Below are 19848 nucleotides of genomic sequence, written 5' to 3'. Positions count from 1 at the left end.
CGTCAAAGCTGCTGAAGCAAGCCGCGGTCGAGCTCTATTGGGCTTGGCCGCGGTTTTCTTTTGCTCTCAACCATTTCTTCCAATCCCAGCGTTGAGACTCAAACGGGGGTGGATAAGGCGCGCCTTAATAAATGCGTTAGGTGAGCCTAATATGCAGGTGTACATTGCTTGTATGCACAGTCTGAAGTTCTTGACTTTCGATCATTTCCACCGCCATCTTGCGGGGGCTCACGAAACTCGCCTTTCGTCCGGCTCCGAATCATCGCCCGTTGGAGAAGGCAAGCGTCGACCGGTGAGGCAGAGTGCGCGCAGAGGTGTTACTGCGGTTTCGCTGTCCGGCGCCATGGTCCTTTCAGCGTTTGTGTCCCCAGCAATGGCTGAAACTGCGAAGCCAATCGTGCCAGACAACTTTCCCAATGTGATTAATCCAGCGGAGAACTTCCAGCCGCAGGATCCGCAGTATGTCGAATCCCCGGAAGTTTCTGTCACTTTTGAGGACGGCACACCAGCTGAAGGCGCCACAGTTCATCGCGGCGATGTTCTCATTGTTCGCGGCAGTGGTTTTAATCCGTCGGCCAACCGTGGTGGTTACCCGCTTCCAATTCCTCCGGGTGTGCCCAATGGCGTTTACGTTCTCTACAGTGCGTTCCCAGACTCCTGGAAGCCAAGTGAAGGTGCTCCGTCCTCGTCGCGGAAACATCCGCACGACAACATTGCCTGGGTCACGCCGGCTGGAACTCTCGAGGCGATACCGAACCAGGGCGTCGACATGCGACGTTCTATCGCTCGTCAGGCTACCCCGATGACAGATGACGGCAGCTTTGAGGCTCGCATTGTTGTTAACCCGCCAGAGACCCCAGCTGGTGAAAACTGGGGCATTTATGTTTACCCGGCAGCCGGCTCCATTAATGAGGCCGAGGAAATCTACATCCCGTTGAATTATTCGGATGCTCCGGGCAAGAATGCCCCGGCTCCCTCCAGCGAGGATTTAGTAATTTCTGTATCTGCGCTGGAGAAGGTATTCGGCGCACTGGGTGGTGGCGTCACTGCCAAGAACGGTGCCCTAGAGCCTGAGGCCGGTGTCGTCTCATTCACCCGCGACAATGACAACAGTGATGTCGAAGGGGAGAGCTACCGCGGAGAAGTTCACATCACCGCGAAGTTCAGTCTGGTTCATGTGGTCGTTCGTAATCCGCGCATTGAGGAAGGCCCGACCGGAAAGATTATTACGGCAGAGGTCTCGCAGGGCTACGATGTCGGCCCGGATGAGATGGAGCGCATGCCCATAGCCGCCGTGGTCGACAGCGATGGAGATCAGCTGATTACGACCATCGGCACTATTTCACAGATTCGATAGTCCTCCGGCCATCACGGCCGCCAACTGTCGTCCTCCTGGCACTTTGTTCAAAGTAAGCCGTCATACCTTGTGGGTTCTTGCGGGGTGTAACCACTGCCGTATTGGAATCACTACATTAGATAGAGGCGCTTACCAGCGATGAGGAGGAACGTGGGACGGCATAGTCAGGCAGAAGGACCTGTGTCACAGGATGGCGCATCGTCACAGGCTGCGGAGTCGCAACGTGCTGCTGCGAAGTCTCGGTCACAGGTCTCGCGAAAAATGCGGGCTCGCAAACCCAGTCAGACCCCCGCGCTGGCGCAATCGCCTGTGATGAGCTGGCCTCTTATTCTGGTCTCGCTGCTCGGTGGTCTTGCCTCGCTGTTGGCCTGGAATGGTCGTACTCAGCCGGACGATTGGGCTTCGCTCTGGGTAGGCGGGCTACTTATGGACAGGGGACTTGAGTCCCATCTTTATGACGCCGATCCAATCGATTTCACTGCCATGAGTGGAGAGGTCTGGCCACGCCTGGCGCAGGAAGTGTCTGCGCCATTTACGCATCCCTTTGTGCAAAACCCTTTGTTCGCAAAGGCTCTGGGAGTGATATCCCACGTCATGAGCTTTGAAACCTCGGTTGCTTGGTTGCTGTTTCTCTCCGGAATGGCCGTCGTGGTCCTCGTCGTAGCTTCCTACCACCTGTGGTTTCGGTCCACCATGCCCTGGGGTATCGCAGCGCTGGTTACCGCATGCGTATTCGCTCTGCCGACCACTATTAATTCGTTCTGGATCGGTCAGACGACACCGCTGATCGTCGCGGGCGTCGCCTATGGTCTTGCTGCCTCGCGCACTCGTCCTTGGCTCGCGGGCATCGTGCTCGGCATCGTCGCATCCATTAAATTGACTCCGTATGCGCTCATCGCTGTGATGCTCTTTTTCGCTTATCGACGGCGCGCAGCCCTCTGGTCGCTGGCCACCACGGCGGTACTGGCGGTCTGGATGTTTATCCGCGTTGATATGGCGGTGATTTCGGATTGGATTGATCGAATCGGCGACATTGGTTCATCGGTCTTGGTCGGCGGTGCGAATCAGTCGTTGGCGTCGACTTTAGCCACAGACCTGGGAAAACCTGATTTATTAGTAACAGTGGTTCGTGATTATCCGAGTCATGTGAAAACGATTCCACTGTGTATTGCGCTTGGCGTGGTGTTGATGGTCACGGCAGTTGCGTGGTTGAACCCGGTCTACCGGTTTGAATTCCTAATCACGGGCGCGTGGCTTATTGCAGCCACATTCTCATCGATTCTTTGGACCCATTACATGTTGATGCTGGTCACGTCTGTGTTCGGTTTGGTCGCCATGGCGCGGACCCGATTGACCAGACAGTGGCCGTATATCGGTATTGCGTTGCTAGTGGTCCTGCTGACGTTTCCTGTGACAAACCCGATTGCTGCTACGCCATATACCGGCGGATTTATGTATTCGGGGATTACCGCGATGCTCTTGACGCTGGCATTGATGCTAGTTATTGGTGGCTGCCACGCGTTTGCGGTACATCGGTATGGCGATGGTGATACAGGCGAGGTTGGACCTGGTTTTGGCAGTGAATTAGCTGCTGTGGAGACGTTGAAATTTCCTCAGCCAGAGCCAATGGTCTTATTCGACTTGAGGAAGCGCTAGATTTAGCGGCTCAGCATAGAGACGATGTCACGGGGAGACATGTCGCTGTAGATCTCGTTCCGGGTGCTCTTAACCTGGTGGCCGAAGTGGACTGCGTTAGCGTCACTGCTGGTGTCGCGGGCAAGAGCCTCGCGCAGCGGCTGAGAGAAGAAGGCGCGCTTGGTAGTGAAAGAACGGGGGAACAGGTTTTCAAGGCTCACGGTATAAACCCTTTCTGTGGTCGGAATCCGGTCGGGACTCCGGTTTGAGAGTTTCTGTATTCAAATGGTTTTCTTTGATGCGGTTGCCACTATATGTCTGAATATGCCCGATATCGAGTTAAAACGGGCAAAAGTGACTAAGCGGATACCGTTCCCAACATGAAAGCTGCATCACACTGTGGACCGGCTTAATACTCGGTCGCGGTCAGTTGTGGGCTCCAATACAGTTGTGCCCTCCAATACAATGAAATGCGGAATCAAATTTGAAGTAGGAGTTTGGCTATGGCTATTTCTTCGGCACTCACCCCTGAGTCTCCGGATTCGGCGGATACCTCGGACGCGGCATCGCGCAGCGTTCCGGCGGCAGCGCTCAGTCACGTTGAGGATCTAATTGATTTTGTGGCTGCGTCGCCAAGCTCATTTCATGCGGCACAACAGGTCGTTGACCGTCTGAGTGCAGCCGGTGCCACGGTCGTCGACGAGCACGAACAGTGGCCAAGCGAACCCGGTGCCTACGTCCTGCGTCGCGATGGCGCTGCCGTTGCTTGGATCGTCCCGGAGGCACCGGCTGCCGATTTGACCGGTTTCCGTATTGTGGGTTCCCACACGGATTCGCCCGGTTTTCGTGTGAAGCCCAACGCGCGCACCTCCGCCGCAGGCTATGCACAGGTCGCCGTCGAAGTCTATGGCGGCGCGCTGTTGGGAAGCTGGACCGACCGCGAAATTGAGTTCGCCGGTCGTGTAATTGATAAAAATGGCAATGAGCACCTTGCTCGCACCGGCCCGGTCGCGCGTATTCCGCAGTTGGCTATCCACCTCAATCGTGCGGTTAACGAAGAGGGGTTGAAGCTCCACAAGCAGAATCACACTGCACCGATTATCGGAATGGATACCTTCGGCACCGATGTGCACCAGGTCATCGCCGATGCAGCGGGCCTGTCTATCGATGAGATTGTCGCCTGGGACCTCATTTCCTTCGACACTCAGCAGCCGCGCACCTTCGGTGCTCACGATGAGTTCCTGGCTTCAGGCCGACTGGACAATCTGCTCAGTGTTCACTCATCCCTGGTCGCCTTCGAGGCCTTGCTCCGCCAAAACTGGAGCACGTCAACTACTATTCCCGTCATGGTCGCTTTTGACCACGAGGAAGTCGGGTCCGCCTCCACCACGGGCGCTGCAGGGCCACTGCTTGCCGACGTTCTGTCCCGCATCGCAGCGGCCACAGGCGCTGACCTGGAACGCACCCAGCAGCTCTACCGCGGTTCCATCTGTCTCTCTGCCGACGGCGCACACGGTGTGCACCCGAACTATGCAGGTGAACACGAGCCGGGGCACCAGCCGGAACTCAATGCTGGCCCAGTGCTGAAGATTAATGCCAACCAGCGCTATGCCACCACGGCGGCTGGTCAGGCCGAGGTTGTCCGAATTGCAGCGGAAACCTCTAAGCGCATTGGCCAGGAAGTGCCGGTGCAGTATTTTGTCTCTGCGAACCACAAGCCATGCGGCTCCACTATCGGCCCAATCACCGCAACGCGACTGGGTATTGACACCATTGATATCGGAGCTGCGATGGTCTCCATGCACTCGGCGCGTGAGATGTGCGGCACGATTGATCCATGGTGGTTGGCCGAACTCACCGTGGATTTTTGGGGTGCCGGAAACTAGCAGCACGCTGGCAGCGCTTAAGTCACCTCTAGCAGGGGAGATGTCGGGGCGCTGTGGCCGTCGTGAAGCGAAAATGGGTGAGGGAATTTCCGTAGCTGCTCGTCGTGGAGCCTATTTTCTGTCATGCTATGAACCATGACTGATGCTAACGACACCCTGCCGTCGCACCGCCTTGAAGTACCTATCGAAGAGGCGGTGGCATGGCGTCGCCAACTGCACCAGAATCCGGAGCTGAGCTTCCGGGAGTACAGGACCTCGGACATGATTGAGGATTTGCTCAATCAGTGGGACATCCCGACGTACCGGTTGACCCCGACGTCCGTAATTGGCGTCATCGAGGGAACAGCGGGCGACCCCAGCACTGGCCGTGTGATTGGCTACCGCGCGGATATTGACGCCCTGCCGATTCAGGAGGAAACGGGACTGCCGTACGCCTCGCGCACGCCAGGTGTGATGCACGCCTGTGGGCATGATGTTCACACGGCGATGCTGCTGGGCACGGCGAAGGTGCTCTCTGGAATGCGCGATCAACTGCACGGCAAGGTGCTGTGCATCTTCCAGCACGCCGAAGAAATGCTGCCGGGCGGTGCTCGTGAGCTGGTCGACAAGGGTGCCGCCGATGACTTGGATGAGGTCTACGCCTTCCACGTCGCGCCGCATCCGGTAGGGCATGTGGGAATTTGCGCTGGGCGAGTGACAACCATGTCGGGCATCGTCTCCATCGCGATTCGTGGCCGTGGCGGACACTCTTCGAACCCGCAGCTGTCGATTGACCCGGTGCTCATCGCCAGCGAGGTGACTCTCATGCTGAACACGATTGTCTCCCGCGATGTGGATCCGAAGCACATGAATATCGTCAACGTCGGCTCACTGCATTCAGGTGAGGCCGGCAACGTGATTCCGGATACGGCCAACCTGGAAGTGTCCATCCGCTCGGTGGATGAGGCCGACTGGGAGATTGTCTGCCAGCGTATCGAGGCCGTCGTCAACGGCGTCTGCCAAGCTCACGGCGCACAGGCGACTTTCGACTGGCAGATTCCGTACCCGATGGTGGTCAACGCCGACATTGCAGTCAATCGTGCCTGGCATGCGGCGACGAAGGCAGTTGGCAACTCCAAGGTGTTCGCCGCCGATCCGTGGGCTCCTTCGGATGACTTCTCCTATTTTTCTCGTGAAGCGCCGGGCTGTTACATGTTCCTCGGCACCGGTGGCCCGGAAGCGGGTAATCCCTTCTTTCTCCACAATTCCAAGTTTAAAATTGTGGAGAGAGCCATGGTCAATGGTATGCGCACGGAAATCCAAATCGCGCTGGATGCACTGAACCCGTCGAAGAATCATCCGCCGGAGCGCCCTGCCACATCTCCGACCATGCCCGCAGCAGGTTCCGTGCCTCCACGGCCGCGGAAGGCAGGCCTTGGCACGCCACAGTCGCATGCGGGCCAGGCGCGGGCGTCGTCAAGCGAATCGGCGGGGGAGACCTCACCGAGTCCTGAGGCGGCGGCATCAGATAATTCCAATCAGCCTCAGGCACCTAGAGAGGATGCATAGGACAATGTCCACAACCCCCAACGCCCCTGATAAGATGCTCGCTGCCGCACCTGAGTGGTCGAAGTGGGCGATTGGATGGCACGTCTATCCACTGGGGTTTGTGGGAGCGCCCATCCGTGAGAAGGATCGAGGCGCCGCGCCGGTCAATCGAATTCGCAAACTGATTGACTGGCTTCCGTACGTCCAGGAGCTCGGGCTCAACGTGCTGCAGCTGGCGCCAGTATTCGAGTCGACTAGCCACGGCTACGATACCGAGGACTACTACCGCATTGACTCGCGCCTGGGTACCGAAGAGGACATGAAGGCTGTCATCGAAGCTGCCCATGAGCGTGGCATCAAAGTGCTTTTCGACGGCGTTTTCAACCACATCGGGGCAGAGGCACCCGCGTTGAAGACCGCGAAGGAAAACCCTGACTCTGAAGAAGCACAGCTCTTTGCGTTTACTCACTCAGATGGCGACATGACCGCGCCGGTGTTTGAGGGCCATGAGAGTTTGGTCGAATTCGATCACACCAGTGACGCGACTGTTGATTTTGTCGTCAACGTGATGAATTACTGGCTGGCGCGGGGGATTGATGGCTGGCGACTGGATGCGGCCTACGCAGTGGACCCACAGTTCTGGCACAAGGTTTTGCCGCGAGTGCGTGCTGAGCACCCGCACGCCTTTATCTACGGCGAGGTCATCCACGGTGACTATGCGGAGATTGTGTCGGTGTCCGGCATGGACTCGGTGACGGAGTACGAGCTGTGGAAAGCGACCTGGTCTGCGCTGAAGGAGGAAAACTTCTTCGAGCTGGACTGGACTCTGAAGCGCCATAACACCTTCGCGGAGTCTTTTGTGCCGGTGACGTTTGTGGGAAACCACGATGTTTCACGCATTGCGACGCAGGTAGGGGCCGACAAGGCCGTGCTGGCGGCGACGGTGCTGTTTACCGTGGCCGGTGTGCCGCTGGTCTACTACGGCGACGAACAGGGCTACACCGGCCTCAAAGAGGAACGCATCGGCGGTGACGACCAGATCCGTCCAGTGTTCCCGGATAGCCCGGAGGAACTCTCTACGCTTGGTGAGGACCTCTACCGCGCTTACCAGCAGCTCGTTGCGGTGCGACGCCGGTTCCCATGGTTGCTCTCCGCTCGCGTGGAGACTGATGAATTGCGCAATGGTTTTCTTCGCTACCGCGTGACCGCAACCGACGCGGCGCTCGTGGACGATGCTGCCGAGGCCTTGGGCGAGACTGGAGCTTCCGGCGAGATGCCCTCGCTTGTTGTCGAGCTGAACCTGGAAAACGGCGCAACCAGCGCGGTAATCCGTAATGGTGAGCACGTGGAATTTGAGTTTTCCTAGGCTCTCTTGGCGGCCCTAGGCTGCCCTCGGAGAACCAAAACCGCCCGGACACAATGTCCGGGCGGTAATTCTTTCGCGCCCCATCGATGAGTGGGCACAAGGGGTAGCGGCTGCGTTTATGTTTGCTAGCTAACCCGGTTTTCGCAGATGCAGTGACTACATCTCTGCGGTCTCAACAGGAGTCATCTCGTCGGAGGATGCCGGAGTGGTGGCCTTCTGCTCGAAGGTCTCCGACGGGTTGGCCTGGTCGCCGACCTTCACGTCCGAGTCAACCTGATTCGGGGGAGAGCAAGCGACCAGGGCTGCTGCGGCAATGGCGGATGCGGCGATAGCGCCGGCGATGCGGTTACGCATGGATGTGGCTCCTCTGTCGGAAAAACAATAGCTACAAGGGGCTAATAAACTTTTCTCACATTATCTTAAAGCAATATCTTAGAGGATTCTTAACGGCTTGCGGGAACCAAGGGGCCAATCGCCCCCGCGCCGATGCATAGGGTTGCCCCCGGAGTCGCCTTTTCCACATCGACATGGAGAGTATTTCCGCCACCGTTGAGGTACACATAGCGCGGTCGCAGATCGTTGTTCATCTTCACGACTGTGGAACCACCGCGGGTTTGCTCTTCAGTCTCGAAAGGATTGGGGAGCGACAGGCGCACATCCATGTCCTCGGAGGCGGTGGCCGGGAACTCAAGCACCCAGTCACCGAGCTTGATGATGTTCTCCAACTTGATGTCCTCCGACGCGGTGCCGTCCTCGCCAACTGTGATGCGATGGCCACACTGCTCGACAGGGCCGTCGGTGACACGGGTGACCTCGGAGACCTTGGCGTCGATAAGCGAACCGTCTGTATTGAACATGCGCGGGTGACCGGTGACGCGCTCAAACGGCGGGCGATCGGAGACCGCATCAAACACCCGCGAGTACATGTTCATCGGAGCGGCGACGGGCACGAGAACTTCGAAGGGGACGGGCTGGTCGATGAGATTGTAGTCGATCGCCTTGTCGGGGCCAGCGGCATCGGCTTCCTCGCGCAGCGCGGACAGCGACGCCTTGGTGTTGCCGATCCACTCCATTGCGATGTCATCAGACCAGGCATTGCGGTAAGTGACCACGGAAATCGTGGAGGTGACAGCCAGCGCGATGCCCAGCGACCAAATCAGAATGTGCGTACGAGCCGGTAGCAGCGCTGGCGCCTCGTCCTTCGGTGGGAGTCCAGCCAGGGAGATCGCGACGCAGATTACGATCACGAGCGCGACATCAGAGTAGTAGTGCAAAGTGTGCGCCAGCACGCCAGAGGTGTTCTCTCCCGAGCGGAACAGGGTGATGGCGAACAAGGTGGTGAACATGTACGCCACCGATAGCGTCCACGGAGCCCAGCCACGGTAATCGCGGCCGATGAGGGTGGCAGACAGAATCAACAGGATAATGCCGCCGAGAGTAATCAGCTGAGACGAAGCGGAGGCAAACGGCTGTCCCGGAGCCCAGCGTTCCCAGCTTGTTGGTCCGCCGATGATGCCGGCAAAAATCTGGCCGAGGCCGTTGAAGAACAGTTCGGGCTGTAGCTTGTCGGAAATGAAGCCAGTGGTTTCGGCGGGGCCGAAGTAGTACCACAGTGCCCAGGCGCCGGTCAGCAGCATCGATGGGATCCAGATGACGAGGCCACGGCGGAGAACCTGCAGGATATTTCTGCGTTCCATGTAAGCCAACGTGACGACAACCAGCATGGAGATCGGTGCGATAGCCAGGGACTTCTCAAAGAATCCCAGCGCCACGGCCAGCAGCACGAACAGGCCTACGGCCTCCCACGGGCGGGGGCCGAAGGAACGACGCATAGTCGTGCGAATAGCGACAATCATGAAAACCACAAATGCTAGGTGGAACGGCTGGGAATTGGCCGCGGCCGACCACCAGGTGTCGCCCGGAAGCATCAGCGGTGTCCAGGCGACGACCGTGATGAGGAAGAGAGACACCAGCGTGCGGCCGGTGAGAAGCTCAAAGAGTTTAGCTGTGGCGTATGTCAGCACTACCGACATCACGGCCATGGTGATAGCCGGTAGCCACCAGTTCCACGGCGCGATGAGGTGATAGAGGCCTTGCACCAAGAAGGCCAGTGGTGCAAGGTGCCCGTCGTGATCCTGAAGCAGGTAGTCCTTGCTCAGCAGTGGGGTGTCGTAAAGGTGGCCAACAATGATGAAGTCATCCCAGTAAAAACCATGGCTAGTCAGCACCAGAATGCGAGCGACAAGCTGTATCGCAATAACAACTCCGATGAGAGGCCACCATTGCTTCGCAGACAGGTCAAGTCTCTCGCCCCACGTCAATGTGGGCATGTAGTATGGGCGAGAACTTTCCTGCTCAGCGGTGTTGTCAGCACCAGGGGCCTCGGCAGTTTTCACTGCGGAATCCGCGGCTGTCCCCTCATCGCCGACTGTCGGCGTATGGGGGGGTTGGGCAGTTGGGGTATCTCCTGTAGATGACCGCTCGGCTTTAGTCATGGTTCCTTATGTTATCTAGGCCATCTGCTGGGCGCGGTAGGGTAGGCAAAAGTTAGTGCTTAGGGCGTGTCGACACAGGCTTCATACGCCGCTAATGAATACATCAATAATGTTTGAGCAATACCGCTCGAGTTAAAGAAAAATAGGAGCAAGTGGGATGACGCAATCGGCGAGTGCAGCGCGCGCTAACTTCTCGTGGCGCAATATTGACATCATCATTGCAGCTGTTATCGGCGTGGCCGTTGGCCTGATTTTTGTTATCTGGAACATCATCGGCGGTGCGGGCTATGAAGCAGTCAACGCGCTTACTCCTGGTCTTGGCGGTTTGGTCGCTGGTATGTGGTTCCTCGGTGGTCCGCTCGGCGCGTACATCATTCGCAAGCCGGGTGCAGCTATCTTCGTCGAGGTAATCGCGGCGACGGTTTCAGCACTGATCGGTAACCAGTGGGGTATCTCCACCCTGTACTCAGGTTTGGCGCAGGGGCTCGGCGCGGAGCTGGTGTTCCTCATTCTGGCGTATAAGAGCTACAACCTGGCCACCGTGGTTATCTCCGGTCTCATGGCAGGTGTTGGCGCATGGACTTTCGAGCTTTTCACTGGAAACCTGGCCAAGACTTTCGAATTCAACGTCATCTATCTGATCTCCACGGCGCTGTCGGGTGCCGTCCTCGCCGGTCTGCTGGCTTACTTCCTGGCTAAGGCACTGGCGGCAACTGGAGCGCTGGATCGTTTTGCCATCGGGCGAGAGCGGCACGACGACGTCTAGGAAAATCGATGACAGATGAGGCGTTGACGCGGGGGCCGTCGTCAAGCGGAAATGTCCCTGCGGTGAGCGCGCGGGGGTTCGGATATCGGCACGCGGGGCGCAAAGCTGCGGTACTGAACGACATCACGCTGGACATCGAGCGCGGTGAAAAGGTGCTGTTGCTCGGCGCGTCGGGGATGGGGAAGTCGACGCTGCTCGCCGCTATTGCTGGCGTGCTTGGCGACGACTCCGATGGCGAAGCCACCGGAAAGCTCCTGATTGAAGGTCGTACTCCTGCTTCCGCACGGGGCGCGGTGGGCTTGGTGCTGCAAGACCCTGACTCGCAGACGATTAGTGCTCGCGTTGGCGACGATGTTGCCTTTGGTGCGGAAAACCTGGGCGTTGCCCCAGCTGAGATTGGCAACCGAGTGCGCGCCAGCCTGGATTTGGTGGGGCTGGATTTGCCGCTGGATCATCCCACGCACAGACTTTCGGGTGGGCAGAAGCAGCGCCTCGCATTGGCAGGTGTGCTGGCAATGGGCGCACGGGTCATTTGTTTGGACGAGCCGACGGCCAACATCGACCCGGCCGGTGTGCCGGTACTACGCGATGCTGCGATTACCGCGGCGGAGAGGACCGGTGCGGCACTGATTGTGGTCGAGCATCGAGTGGATGCGTGGGTCGATGTGGTCGACCGCATCATCGTGCTGGGTCGCGGAGGTGTGATTGCCGATGGTGCACCGCATCGGGTCTTGGAAGACTACGGGCAGGCTCTGACGGATGCTGGGGTGTGGATTCCGGGTGCTCCGCCCGCGCTGCCGGATGCGCGTTCAGTTGCCTGCGACCAGGACGGGCACCCTAGCGGTGACATCGCGATCGAAACCCGCGATCTGGACATCGGCTATGGCGCGAAGAAGTCGTGGTTCAGGGGTAGCGAAACTGTTGAGCCTATTGCTCGCGGAGTATCCGTTTCTATCCCATCCGAAGCTTCCACCTGCATCGTTGGTCACAACGGCAGCGGGAAGTCCACGTTAGCGCTGACGCTCGGCGGCCTGCTTGAGCCGATGGCGGGCACGGTCCAAGTGGCCGGCAGCGGTAGTGCGCCGTGGAAATGGCCGTCGAAGAAGTTGGCTACTCGGATTGGCACGGTCTTCCAAGACCCCGAGCATCAATTTGTCACCGGCACAGTGCTGGAAGAGTTGCAGCTTGGACCGAAGCTTGTCGGTGTCAACGCTGATAAGCGCATCGAGGAATTACTTGAGCGGCTGCGGCTAACGGCTCTGACCAAGGCGAATCCGTTCTCACTCTCGGGCGGTGAGAAGCGACGTCTGTCGGTGGCGACCATTCTGGCGACAGCGCCGGATATTGTGCTTCTCGACGAACCGACGTTCGGCCAAGACCGCCGGACATTCACCGAGCTGCTCACTTTGCTTCGCCAACTTGCTGACGACGGCCGAACTGTTATCTCGATTACCCACGATCCATTGGTGGTACAAGCGATGGGGGACTACGTCATCGACATGGATTCGTTTCATCCGGAGCGGTCAGGCCGTGCGGCGCCGGGACAGCGTGGTTCAGGGGAGCAGGCCGGTCCGAGCCGCACTAGCGGTGCGCGCGGCCAGGGCGAAGCAGGAGGGAAATCGTGACTGAAGTCGGTTCCGCCGGTACGGCTGAAGGTACGCAGAGCGCTATTTCGAGTAAGCAGCCTTTCCTCGCGACGGTCAACCCGGTGGCGAGAGTACTGGGCCTATTCTTGCTCACCACACCGCTGCTGATTTCCATCGACTGGGTCTCCGCAGTGGTTGCGCTTGTCTGCACGCTTTTCTTGGTGCCGCTGTCGGGTTTGGGTTTTCGTCGTTTTCTAGGACGCAGCCTGCCACTTCTTATCGCCGCGCCCATCTCTGGAATCTCGATGGCGCTCTACGGCAACCCGGAGGGCAAAGAGTATTTCTCCTTCCTGCTTGCGCATGTGACGGATAATTCTATTTCCCTGGCCATCGCGATTATGTTGCGTGTGCTGGCTATCGGTACTCCAGTTGTCGTGTTGACAGCCAATATCGACCCCACCGATCTGGGCAATGGGCTGGCGCAGATTCTCAAGCTGCCCAGCCGCTTTGTGCTGGCAACGGTGGCGAGTCTGCGGCTCGTCGGCCTGTTCATCAGCGATTGGCAGGCGCTGACCCGAGCCCGTCGCGCACGCGGTTTGGGTGACCACGGTGCAATCCGCCGCACTACTTCTCAGGTGTTCGCTCTGCTGGTGTTCGCGCTGCGCCGCGGCACCAAACTGGCTACAGCCATGGAAGCCCGCGGCTTTGGTGCACCGATTAAGCGTACGTGGTGGCACACCTCGACATTGGCCGCGCGTGACTATGTCACCATGGCCGCCTGCCTTGCCATCGCCGTCGCAGCAATCGGTATTTCCGTGTGGGCCGGGGAGTTCCGCTTCCTGGGCGTGGCGTAGCAAAGGCATTTCGATCACGATGATTCTGCTTATCGATGGCCGTTCCGGCAGTGGCAAAACCACCTTTTCGGCAAAGTTGCACAGTATCCTCGGTTGGCCAGTTATCCACTTGGAGGATGTCTATCCGGGCTGGTCCGGCCTGCAGAAAGCATCGGCCGAAGTCGCGGAGACCATTTTGAACCCCGCTCTACCGGCCGACAAGCGCGGGTATCGCCGTTGGGACTGGTACGCCAGTGAATTCGCCGAGTGGGTCCCCACGCCACCGGACTCCTCGCTCATCGTCGAAGGCTGTGGCGCTGTCACTGAAGCTAACCTTGCCGCTGCCCGCGCCATCGGCGACGGCAACGCCTGGGGAGTCTGGGTAGAGCTGGACACGCAGACTCGATTTGCCCGTGCCATGGCTCGCGACGACCACTTCGAGGAACACTGGGACATGTGGGCCGAGCAGGAATCCCAGCATATGGCGAAGCACAATCCGCAACAGCTCGTCGACTGGACCATCAACGTTCCAGAACAGTTAACGTGGAAGCTCTGATGAGAAAAACACTCGCGTGCCTCGGTGCAGGCTTCGGTTCCATGCTCCTCGTCGGCGGACTACGCGTCGCCGCTAATTCGGAGCTACGCCCACCACGCCTGCCCAATCGCAGACCTCCGCGGTGGGTTCTTCCCACAGTAGGTGCCGCGTGGACACTGGCCAGCTACCGCGCCTACTACGCTCGCGCATCGCATCGCTTGACGACGCCCCTGCTCGCCGGCCTCGCAGTACCAGGAGCCGCAGCGATCGTTTTCGAGGCCGTTCGTCTTCGATGTGCAGCCAAAAAACCAACTCTGCCGCCACACACCGTGGTTGTGCTGGGATGCGGATTGAAGAACAATCGGCCCTCGGCCCTGCTGGCCAGAAGATTACAGCGAGCAGTCTCAGCGTGTGATGAGCGAACCGAGCGAATCATCTGCTCCGGTGGGGTCGGCAGTGAAGCGGTGACAGATGCCACCTGCTCCGAAGCGGACGCCATGGTGGAGTGGTTGGAGGCGAACGCTGGGGACGTCGTAAAGCGTGGCGACATCGAGTTGATCCCCGAGGACCAATCGACGAATACGTCGGAAAACATTGACTATGCGTGCGAATTGATGCGCGGCATGGACGGTGCGTTGAGCGCTGGAACGGTTGTTGTGACCAGTGATTTTCATGCGCCACGGGTAGCGAAGCTCATGCGCGAACGGGGGCTGGAATCCTGGTGTGTCGTCGGGGCCTATACGCCGTTGAGGTACTGGGCGACATCGCTGCTGCGGGAATTCCTCGCGCAGTTTATTCTGTGGGCGCCGAGCGGCAACGCGAGAATTTTACGAATTTCGCGGGTAGCGCGAAGCGTTAGCCACTAGTATCGAACGAAGATAAATACGTCGTGCGGTGATAGTGCTGCGTAGAAATGCGTAGAGCGCGATATCGAACACGACATCGGAATCATTAAATCGGGAGGAACACCCACATGGCTTTGACCCCAGGATTCGACCTGTTCCAGCTGCCAGAGGAGCACCAGGAGCTCCGCGCCGTTATCCGTGATCTGGCGGAGAAGCAGATTGCTCCGTACGCAGCGGACGTCGATGAGAACGAGCGTTTCCCGGAGGAGGCCCTGAAGGCTCTCAACGAGGCCGGCTTCAACGCCGTCCACGTGCCGGAGCAGTTCGGTGGCCAGGGTGCGGACTCGGTTGCGGCCTGCATTGTCATTGAGGAAGTTGCTCGTGTCTGTGGCTCGGCTTCTCTTATCCCGGCTGTGAACAAGCTGGGCACCATGGGCTTGATCCTCAAGGGCTCCGACGAGCTGAAGAGCAAGGTCCTGCCGGACATCGCCAACGGTGAAATGGCTTCCTACGCACTGACTGAGCGTGAGGCTGGTTCGGATGCCGGTTCCATGAAGACCCGCGCGGTCCGTGAGGGCGATGAGTGGGTCCTCAACGGCTCCAAGTGCTTCATCACTAACGGTGGCCGCTCCACCTGGTACACCGTCATGGCTGTTACCGACCCGGAGAAGGGTGCCAACGGCATCTCTGCATTCATGGTCCACAAGGACGACGAGGGCTTCCGCGTCGGTGGCCTGGAGCACAAGCTGGGTATCAAGGGTTCCCCGACTGCGGAGCTGTACTTCGAAAACTGCCGTATCCCGGCTGACCGCATCATCGGCGAAGAGGGCACCGGTTTCAAGACTGCCCTGGAGACCCTGGACCACACCCGCCCGACTATTGGTGCACAGGCACTGGGCATCGCGCAGGGTGCATACGACTACGCTGTTGGTTACGTGCAGGAGCGCCAGCAGTTCGGCAAGCCGATTGCTGCTTTCCAGAACACCCAGTTCATGCTGGCTGACATGCGTATGAAGATTGACGCTGCTCGTCTCATGGTCTACACCGCAGCCGCTAACGCTGAGCGTGGCACCGCTGAGGGCGGCGCTCGCCTGGGTCTGATGGCCGCAAACGCCAAGACCTTCGCCTCTGACGTTGCTATGCAGGTCACCACCGATGCCGTGCAGCTGCTCGGCGGTTACGGCTTCACCCGTGACTTCCCGGTTGAGCGCATGATGCGTGACGCCAAGATCACCCAGATCTACGAGGGCACTAACCAGATTTGCCGCATGGTCGCAGGTCGCCAGATTCTCGCAGACGCACAGAAGCGCTAATCACCAGCGTAAACGCTAAGCCCTCGCTACCAAGTACCAAGGCGGGGGCTTTTTCATGCCGCCGCGTCACTCAGAATTCGTCTATTAACCCCAACGCGCGCTAGTGACTGCGTTTATGGTCGGCGGCGTTGGGGCGATGCGAGTTACTGACTGCGTTTATGACAGAAATGGCCCGAAAAACGGCTTCAAAGTGTCATAAACTCACACAGTTTCACATTTGCAGCCCGTAAATTTTGCGTTAAGTAGCAAGAAGCGTGTCCAATCGGCGTGCACCGGGGTCTACTTTTCTCTTAACCCCCGGTTTTTCGGCCGTCCCGCACGAGCACCGCACGAGTCCCGCACGAGCCCCGCACGAGTCCGGCACTACACCATCCACCAGCTCGCCAGCAGCCGCACGCATCAGCCTCGCTGATCACACCCTCATTTCGCCAACCAAGCACAGGCCGCTACAACGATTGCCTCTGCTCCCCGGTCAAGAGTGGGTTGGAGGTCAGGGGCGAAAGCTGGGTTGTGGTTGCCAACAGCGCTGCTCTCATCCGCGAAACCGCCGAGCCCCCAGTACGTATATGGCACGCCAAGCGCATCGGGGATGATTGAGAAATCTTCAGAGGCGGGCACTGCGTCCAAGTCGGAGACTTCTTCACCGAAGTACGCGTCGAATGCCTCACGCACAGTATTCGTGGCATCCCCGTCATTATTCGTGAGGGGATAGCGGTCGTAGTAAGTGAACTGCGGGTCTTGAGGGCTGCGGGCAGCAACGCACTCTGCTCGTACAATGCGCTCGATTGCCTCTTTGAGGTGTTCGGTCACGGCGCTGTTGTAGGCACGAGTGTTGATGAGCAGCTCTGCGGAGTCAGGAATGATGTTGGACTTAGTTCCCGCTTGAATCGCACCAACGGTCACCACTGCGGTCTCGGTGGCCGCTACCTCACGCGAGACAATCGTCTGAAGACGCATCACAATGGTGGATGCCAAGACAACGGGATCGACACTGAGCTCCGGCATGGATCCATGGGAGCCATTACCGTACACAGTGACTTTGACCGAGAATGCAGAGGAGAGAACTGGCCCCCGGCGAGTGCCCACATAGCCGCCGGGCAAGCTAGCTAGTACGTGTTGACCGAGATAAACATCGGGACGCGGAATAGCCTTCTCCAGGTCTGCCGCCAGCATTGCGCGTGCACCTTCGGCGGTTTCTTCAGCGGGTTGGAAAATACCGATGAATGTGCCAGACCACTGATCAAGGTTTTCGTTGAAAGCCTGCAGCGCTGTGAGCAAAGACATCAGGTGGAAGTCGTGGCCACAGGCGTGGGCGACGGGGACCTCTGTGCCGGTCTTTTCATCAATCTGCGTTGCTGTGGAGGCGTAGTCTTTGCCGGAAGTCTCCTTCACCGGTAGCGCATCAATGTCTGCGCGCATAGCCACAATCGGCCCGGCACCGTTCTCAATAATGGCAACGACGCCGGTGCCTCCGACGCGATGTGTGGAAATACCCGAAGATTCGAGCTCCTGAATAATCCGGTCCGCAGTGCTGTGCTCCTGCATGGAAAGCTCAGGGTGCTGGTGGAAATACTTGTACAGTTCCTCGCGCTGGGACTGGGTGGACGCGAGACCATTCAGAATCTTTCTGGCGCTCTCAGTATTAGTGGGCATACCTAAAATGTACGCCGACCTAAAGCGGACGGTGGAGGCCCTGGAAGGCATCCCCCGTCCCGCCCCAAACCTCTAAGAGCTGCCTACGTCGTCACAAAGAACTTCTGGTTTCGCTCGCCGCGGTAGGACTGGGCGGTTGCCGTTGCGGCGATGATAGAGGCAACGATCAGCAGGCCAGCTGTAATCAAACCGAGCGCCGACGAGTCTCCGGAGCGTACCTGGGAAATCGTTCCGACCAGCGTCATTGATGCATTAATGACAAAAACTGCCGCCGCCACGGACAGCACCGTGCGTGCTGCAGTCGATCCTTCAAGGAGTTTGCCAGCAAGCCACCAGCACGCAATCGCCGTTGCCGTCTGCGTGATAATCGCGAACGCGAAGCTCACGGCCAAGCTGGTCTGAGCAGCAGAAACCTCGATGTTGTTGGCCTTTGCCGCTTCCGTAACAGTCGCATCCCATTCCAATAGGGAACTGACCACGGTCAGGATTAGTGCTGGGACGTAAACATATACCGCCAGCCGCCACCACCGAAAGGACTGCGCCGCATGGAAAGGAACGTCTTTAGCCGAATTGACTGCCATAATTCCATACTCTAAACCACGCTGTCGCGGCGCGAAACGTCACTGCTAGGTTGCACTTATCGCTTGCCGACGAGCAGAAAACCGGCAACCCCTACAAAAGCTAACTTCTATACAGCGCTGGTGCGGTGCGGATCGGTGAAGTCGACACCTTGGGTTTCCCACACGCGACGCAGTTCGTCAACGCCCTTAGCGCGAGCAAGGGCAAATTCGTTGGTCGTGGCCGGGACCGGCTGGAACATCGTGACTTCGGTTTCCTCCACCGCGACCGGCGGGATTTCTGCCTTGAGCAGCACAAAACCGGTGAAGCGCGACTGATCCCACAGTGGCTGGCCGAAGTCGATTAGTGCCCCCTCGGTCAGGATGAGGCCTTCGATGCTTGGGGAAGCGGCAAGAATACCCAGCGGGCGGATGACTTCGTCCAGTCCACCACGAATAGGCAAGATGAGCTCGGCGCGCGGGCCAGAGTTAGTGTCCACCACCATTGCGGACGGATCCTGCATCGCCTCGGCACTGCAGCCCAGTGTCGCGTAGGTGACGATCCGGTCTGTGTCAGGCCCGAAGCGAAGCATCTTCAGTGGCGCAGAGCCAAGGAAGGTCAGCTGGGCTTCGCCGGGGTCGGACTCTTCAAAGTAGGAGGTAAATGCTGCTCGGACGGCTTTGATAATCGCATTGCTATCAGGGCCGGTGGGAGGAATGGGGCCGGTTAAGTTATCGAACACGGGCGGTACTCCTTTGTTGAGGTGGTCGGTCTAGGCCGCAGGCGAAAGCTCAACGGCATCAGCCCACGTCGCATCGAGGTTCAAAGTCTGCATCCACGCATCAATGTTGTCACCGTGTGCAGCGATTGCGGCGCGTGCAGTCAGTGTGGTCTCGATAGCGAATTCGGTGAGTTCATCGCTAATCAGCCCTTGAGTGTGGGCCGCGACGAGCTCGTCGACATCTTCAACGCGAATCTGTGTGGTCGCATCGACAGGTAGGGGAGCTATGGCCTCAGGATCGGTCGGTGCCTGCAGGATGTCGAGATACAAATCGGTCATACGCCAGCACTGCGGATCAGTCCGGTCGATGCTGACAATATCGACGTAGCGTTGGTGTTCCACCTTCACGCCCGGGCGGAAGTGATAAATGCTGATGCGCAACCCCTCGTCGGCAAGCAGGAATGACTCTAGATATCCAAACTTTGGATGATCCATCCCACGGCGCATATAAAGGCGGCTGGGAGTGAGAGTTCGGAACTCGTCGACATTGCGCCGAAAGCCCTTGGGGTCGGTGTTGACCATTTCACGTAGGTCAAAGGTCTCGACTTTCGGAGGATGTGTGTCCTGACTCGAGCGAATTGGGGAGAGTGCAGGAGCTGCCGCGGTCGAAGCCGAAGTGGCCGGTGAAGTGGACATGCGAATACCTTAACGTGTAGGGGTTGCCTTTTTGGGCATAGAAAAGCCCTTTCTGCATACGTGATGCAAAAAGGGC

The 19848-nt window shown here is 58.6% G+C and carries 18 protein-coding genes; 11 read left to right on the top strand and 7 right to left on the bottom strand.

The features are described from left to right. Positions 1 to 373 precede the first annotated feature (373 nt). Together HMPREF3130_RS06030 and HMPREF3130_RS06025 are read left to right on the top strand one after the other, a co-directional pair. A complete protein-coding gene (locus HMPREF3130_RS06030; protein ID WP_246815120.1) occupies positions 374 to 1357 on the top strand; it encodes an HtaA protein in 984 nt (327 codons plus the stop codon). 150 nt (positions 1358 to 1507) lie between these two features. Further along, complete coding sequence (locus tag HMPREF3130_RS06025; RefSeq protein WP_246815119.1) at positions 1508 to 3013, top strand: glycosyltransferase family 87 protein; 1506 nt, start codon at positions 1508 to 1510, stop codon at positions 3011 to 3013. A gap of 2 nt (positions 3014 to 3015) precedes the next feature. Here HMPREF3130_RS06025 and HMPREF3130_RS06020 read toward each other — a convergent pair whose 3' ends face one another. Beyond that, positions 3016 to 3213 (bottom strand): hypothetical protein, encoded by a 198-nt coding sequence (locus HMPREF3130_RS06020; RefSeq protein ID WP_049180842.1) that lies wholly within the window; start codon positions 3211 to 3213, stop codon positions 3016 to 3018. Between the two features lie 282 nt (positions 3214 to 3495). Here HMPREF3130_RS06020 and HMPREF3130_RS06015 point away from each other — a divergent pair, with 282 nt between their 5' ends. The 3 genes from HMPREF3130_RS06015 (at position 3496) to HMPREF3130_RS06005 (ending at position 7771) form a co-directional block, all read left to right on the top strand. Then, positions 3496 to 4878, top strand: a complete 1383-nt coding sequence (locus HMPREF3130_RS06015) for a M18 family aminopeptidase (protein WP_070429530.1) — start codon at positions 3496 to 3498, stop codon at positions 4876 to 4878. 135 nt (positions 4879 to 5013) lie between these two features. Continuing rightward, positions 5014 to 6426, top strand: coding sequence for a M20 metallopeptidase family protein (locus tag HMPREF3130_RS06010; protein ID WP_048732929.1), 1413 nt, complete (start codon positions 5014 to 5016; stop codon positions 6424 to 6426). Between the two features lie 4 nt (positions 6427 to 6430). Then, positions 6431 to 7771: an alpha-amylase family protein gene (locus HMPREF3130_RS06005; protein ID WP_070429529.1), complete on the top strand. Its 1341-nt coding sequence runs from the start codon at positions 6431 to 6433 to the stop codon at positions 7769 to 7771. 156 nt (positions 7772 to 7927) lie between these two features. Here the strand turns inward: HMPREF3130_RS06005 and HMPREF3130_RS06000 are convergent, their stop codons facing one another. Together HMPREF3130_RS06000 and HMPREF3130_RS05995 are read right to left on the bottom strand one after the other, a co-directional pair. Then, on the bottom strand, positions 7928 to 8125 hold the full coding sequence (locus HMPREF3130_RS06000) for a hypothetical protein (protein ID WP_048732925.1): 198 nt from the start codon (positions 8123 to 8125) through the stop codon (positions 7928 to 7930). 89 nt (positions 8126 to 8214) lie between these two features. Next, positions 8215 to 10266 (bottom strand): DUF2339 domain-containing protein, encoded by a 2052-nt coding sequence (locus HMPREF3130_RS05995; RefSeq protein ID WP_070429528.1) that lies wholly within the window; start codon positions 10264 to 10266, stop codon positions 8215 to 8217. Positions 10267 to 10423: 157 nt separating this feature from the next. Between HMPREF3130_RS05995 and HMPREF3130_RS05990 the strand changes: the two genes are divergently transcribed. The 6 genes from HMPREF3130_RS05990 to HMPREF3130_RS05965 all read left to right on the top strand — a co-directional run bounded on the left by HMPREF3130_RS05990 (position 10424) and on the right by HMPREF3130_RS05965 (position 16144). Continuing rightward, entirely contained in the window at positions 10424 to 11032 is a 609-nt protein-coding gene (locus tag HMPREF3130_RS05990; RefSeq protein ID WP_049189346.1) for an ECF transporter S component, read from the top strand. An 8-nt stretch (positions 11033 to 11040) separates the two neighbouring features. Continuing rightward, the gene (locus tag HMPREF3130_RS05985) at positions 11041 to 12657 is read left to right on the top strand and encodes an ABC transporter ATP-binding protein (RefSeq protein WP_070429527.1); all 1617 of its coding nucleotides are present in this window, start codon (positions 11041 to 11043) and stop codon (positions 12655 to 12657) included. Positions 12658 to 12701: 44 nt separating this feature from the next. Beyond that, on the top strand, positions 12702 to 13472 hold the full coding sequence (locus tag HMPREF3130_RS05980) for an energy-coupling factor transporter transmembrane component T family protein (protein ID WP_042389227.1): 771 nt from the start codon (positions 12702 to 12704) through the stop codon (positions 13470 to 13472). A gap of 19 nt (positions 13473 to 13491) precedes the next feature. Beyond that, positions 13492 to 14007 carry a nucleoside/nucleotide kinase family protein gene (locus tag HMPREF3130_RS05975; RefSeq protein WP_016422381.1) on the top strand — a complete coding sequence of 172 codons (516 nt, stop codon included), beginning with the start codon at positions 13492 to 13494 and terminating at the stop codon, positions 14005 to 14007. Continuing rightward, a complete protein-coding gene (locus HMPREF3130_RS05970; protein WP_070429526.1) occupies positions 14007 to 14852 on the top strand; it encodes a YdcF family protein in 846 nt (281 codons plus the stop codon). Before HMPREF3130_RS05975 ends, HMPREF3130_RS05970 begins: the two co-directional genes overlap by 1 nt. A gap of 107 nt (positions 14853 to 14959) precedes the next feature. Beyond that, positions 14960 to 16144 carry an acyl-CoA dehydrogenase family protein gene (locus HMPREF3130_RS05965; protein ID WP_016422383.1) on the top strand — a complete coding sequence of 395 codons (1185 nt, stop codon included), beginning with the start codon at positions 14960 to 14962 and terminating at the stop codon, positions 16142 to 16144. A gap of 420 nt (positions 16145 to 16564) precedes the next feature. Here the strand turns inward: HMPREF3130_RS05965 and HMPREF3130_RS05960 are convergent, their stop codons facing one another. The 4 genes from HMPREF3130_RS05960 to HMPREF3130_RS05945 form a co-directional block, all read right to left on the bottom strand. Further along, positions 16565 to 17797 carry an amidohydrolase gene (locus tag HMPREF3130_RS05960; protein WP_070429525.1) on the bottom strand — a complete coding sequence of 411 codons (1233 nt, stop codon included), beginning with the start codon at positions 17795 to 17797 and terminating at the stop codon, positions 16565 to 16567. A gap of 83 nt (positions 17798 to 17880) precedes the next feature. Beyond that, complete coding sequence (locus HMPREF3130_RS05955; RefSeq protein WP_070429524.1) at positions 17881 to 18378, bottom strand: hypothetical protein; 498 nt, start codon at positions 18376 to 18378, stop codon at positions 17881 to 17883. A 107-nt stretch (positions 18379 to 18485) separates the two neighbouring features. Next, positions 18486 to 19097 carry a suppressor of fused domain protein gene (locus HMPREF3130_RS05950; protein WP_070429523.1) on the bottom strand — a complete coding sequence of 204 codons (612 nt, stop codon included), beginning with the start codon at positions 19095 to 19097 and terminating at the stop codon, positions 18486 to 18488. 30 nt (positions 19098 to 19127) lie between these two features. Then, positions 19128 to 19772, bottom strand: a complete 645-nt coding sequence (locus HMPREF3130_RS05945) for a ribonuclease FAU-1 family protein (protein WP_070429522.1) — start codon at positions 19770 to 19772, stop codon at positions 19128 to 19130. Positions 19773 to 19848: the final 76 nt, after the last annotated feature.

Origin of the sequence: Corynebacterium sp. HMSC14B06, from assembly GCF_001807075.1 — a bacterium.
Taxonomy (GTDB): Bacteria; Actinomycetota; Actinomycetes; order Mycobacteriales; family Mycobacteriaceae; genus Corynebacterium; species Corynebacterium jeikeium_D.
This window is presented reverse-complemented; position numbering and strand designations above follow the sequence as displayed.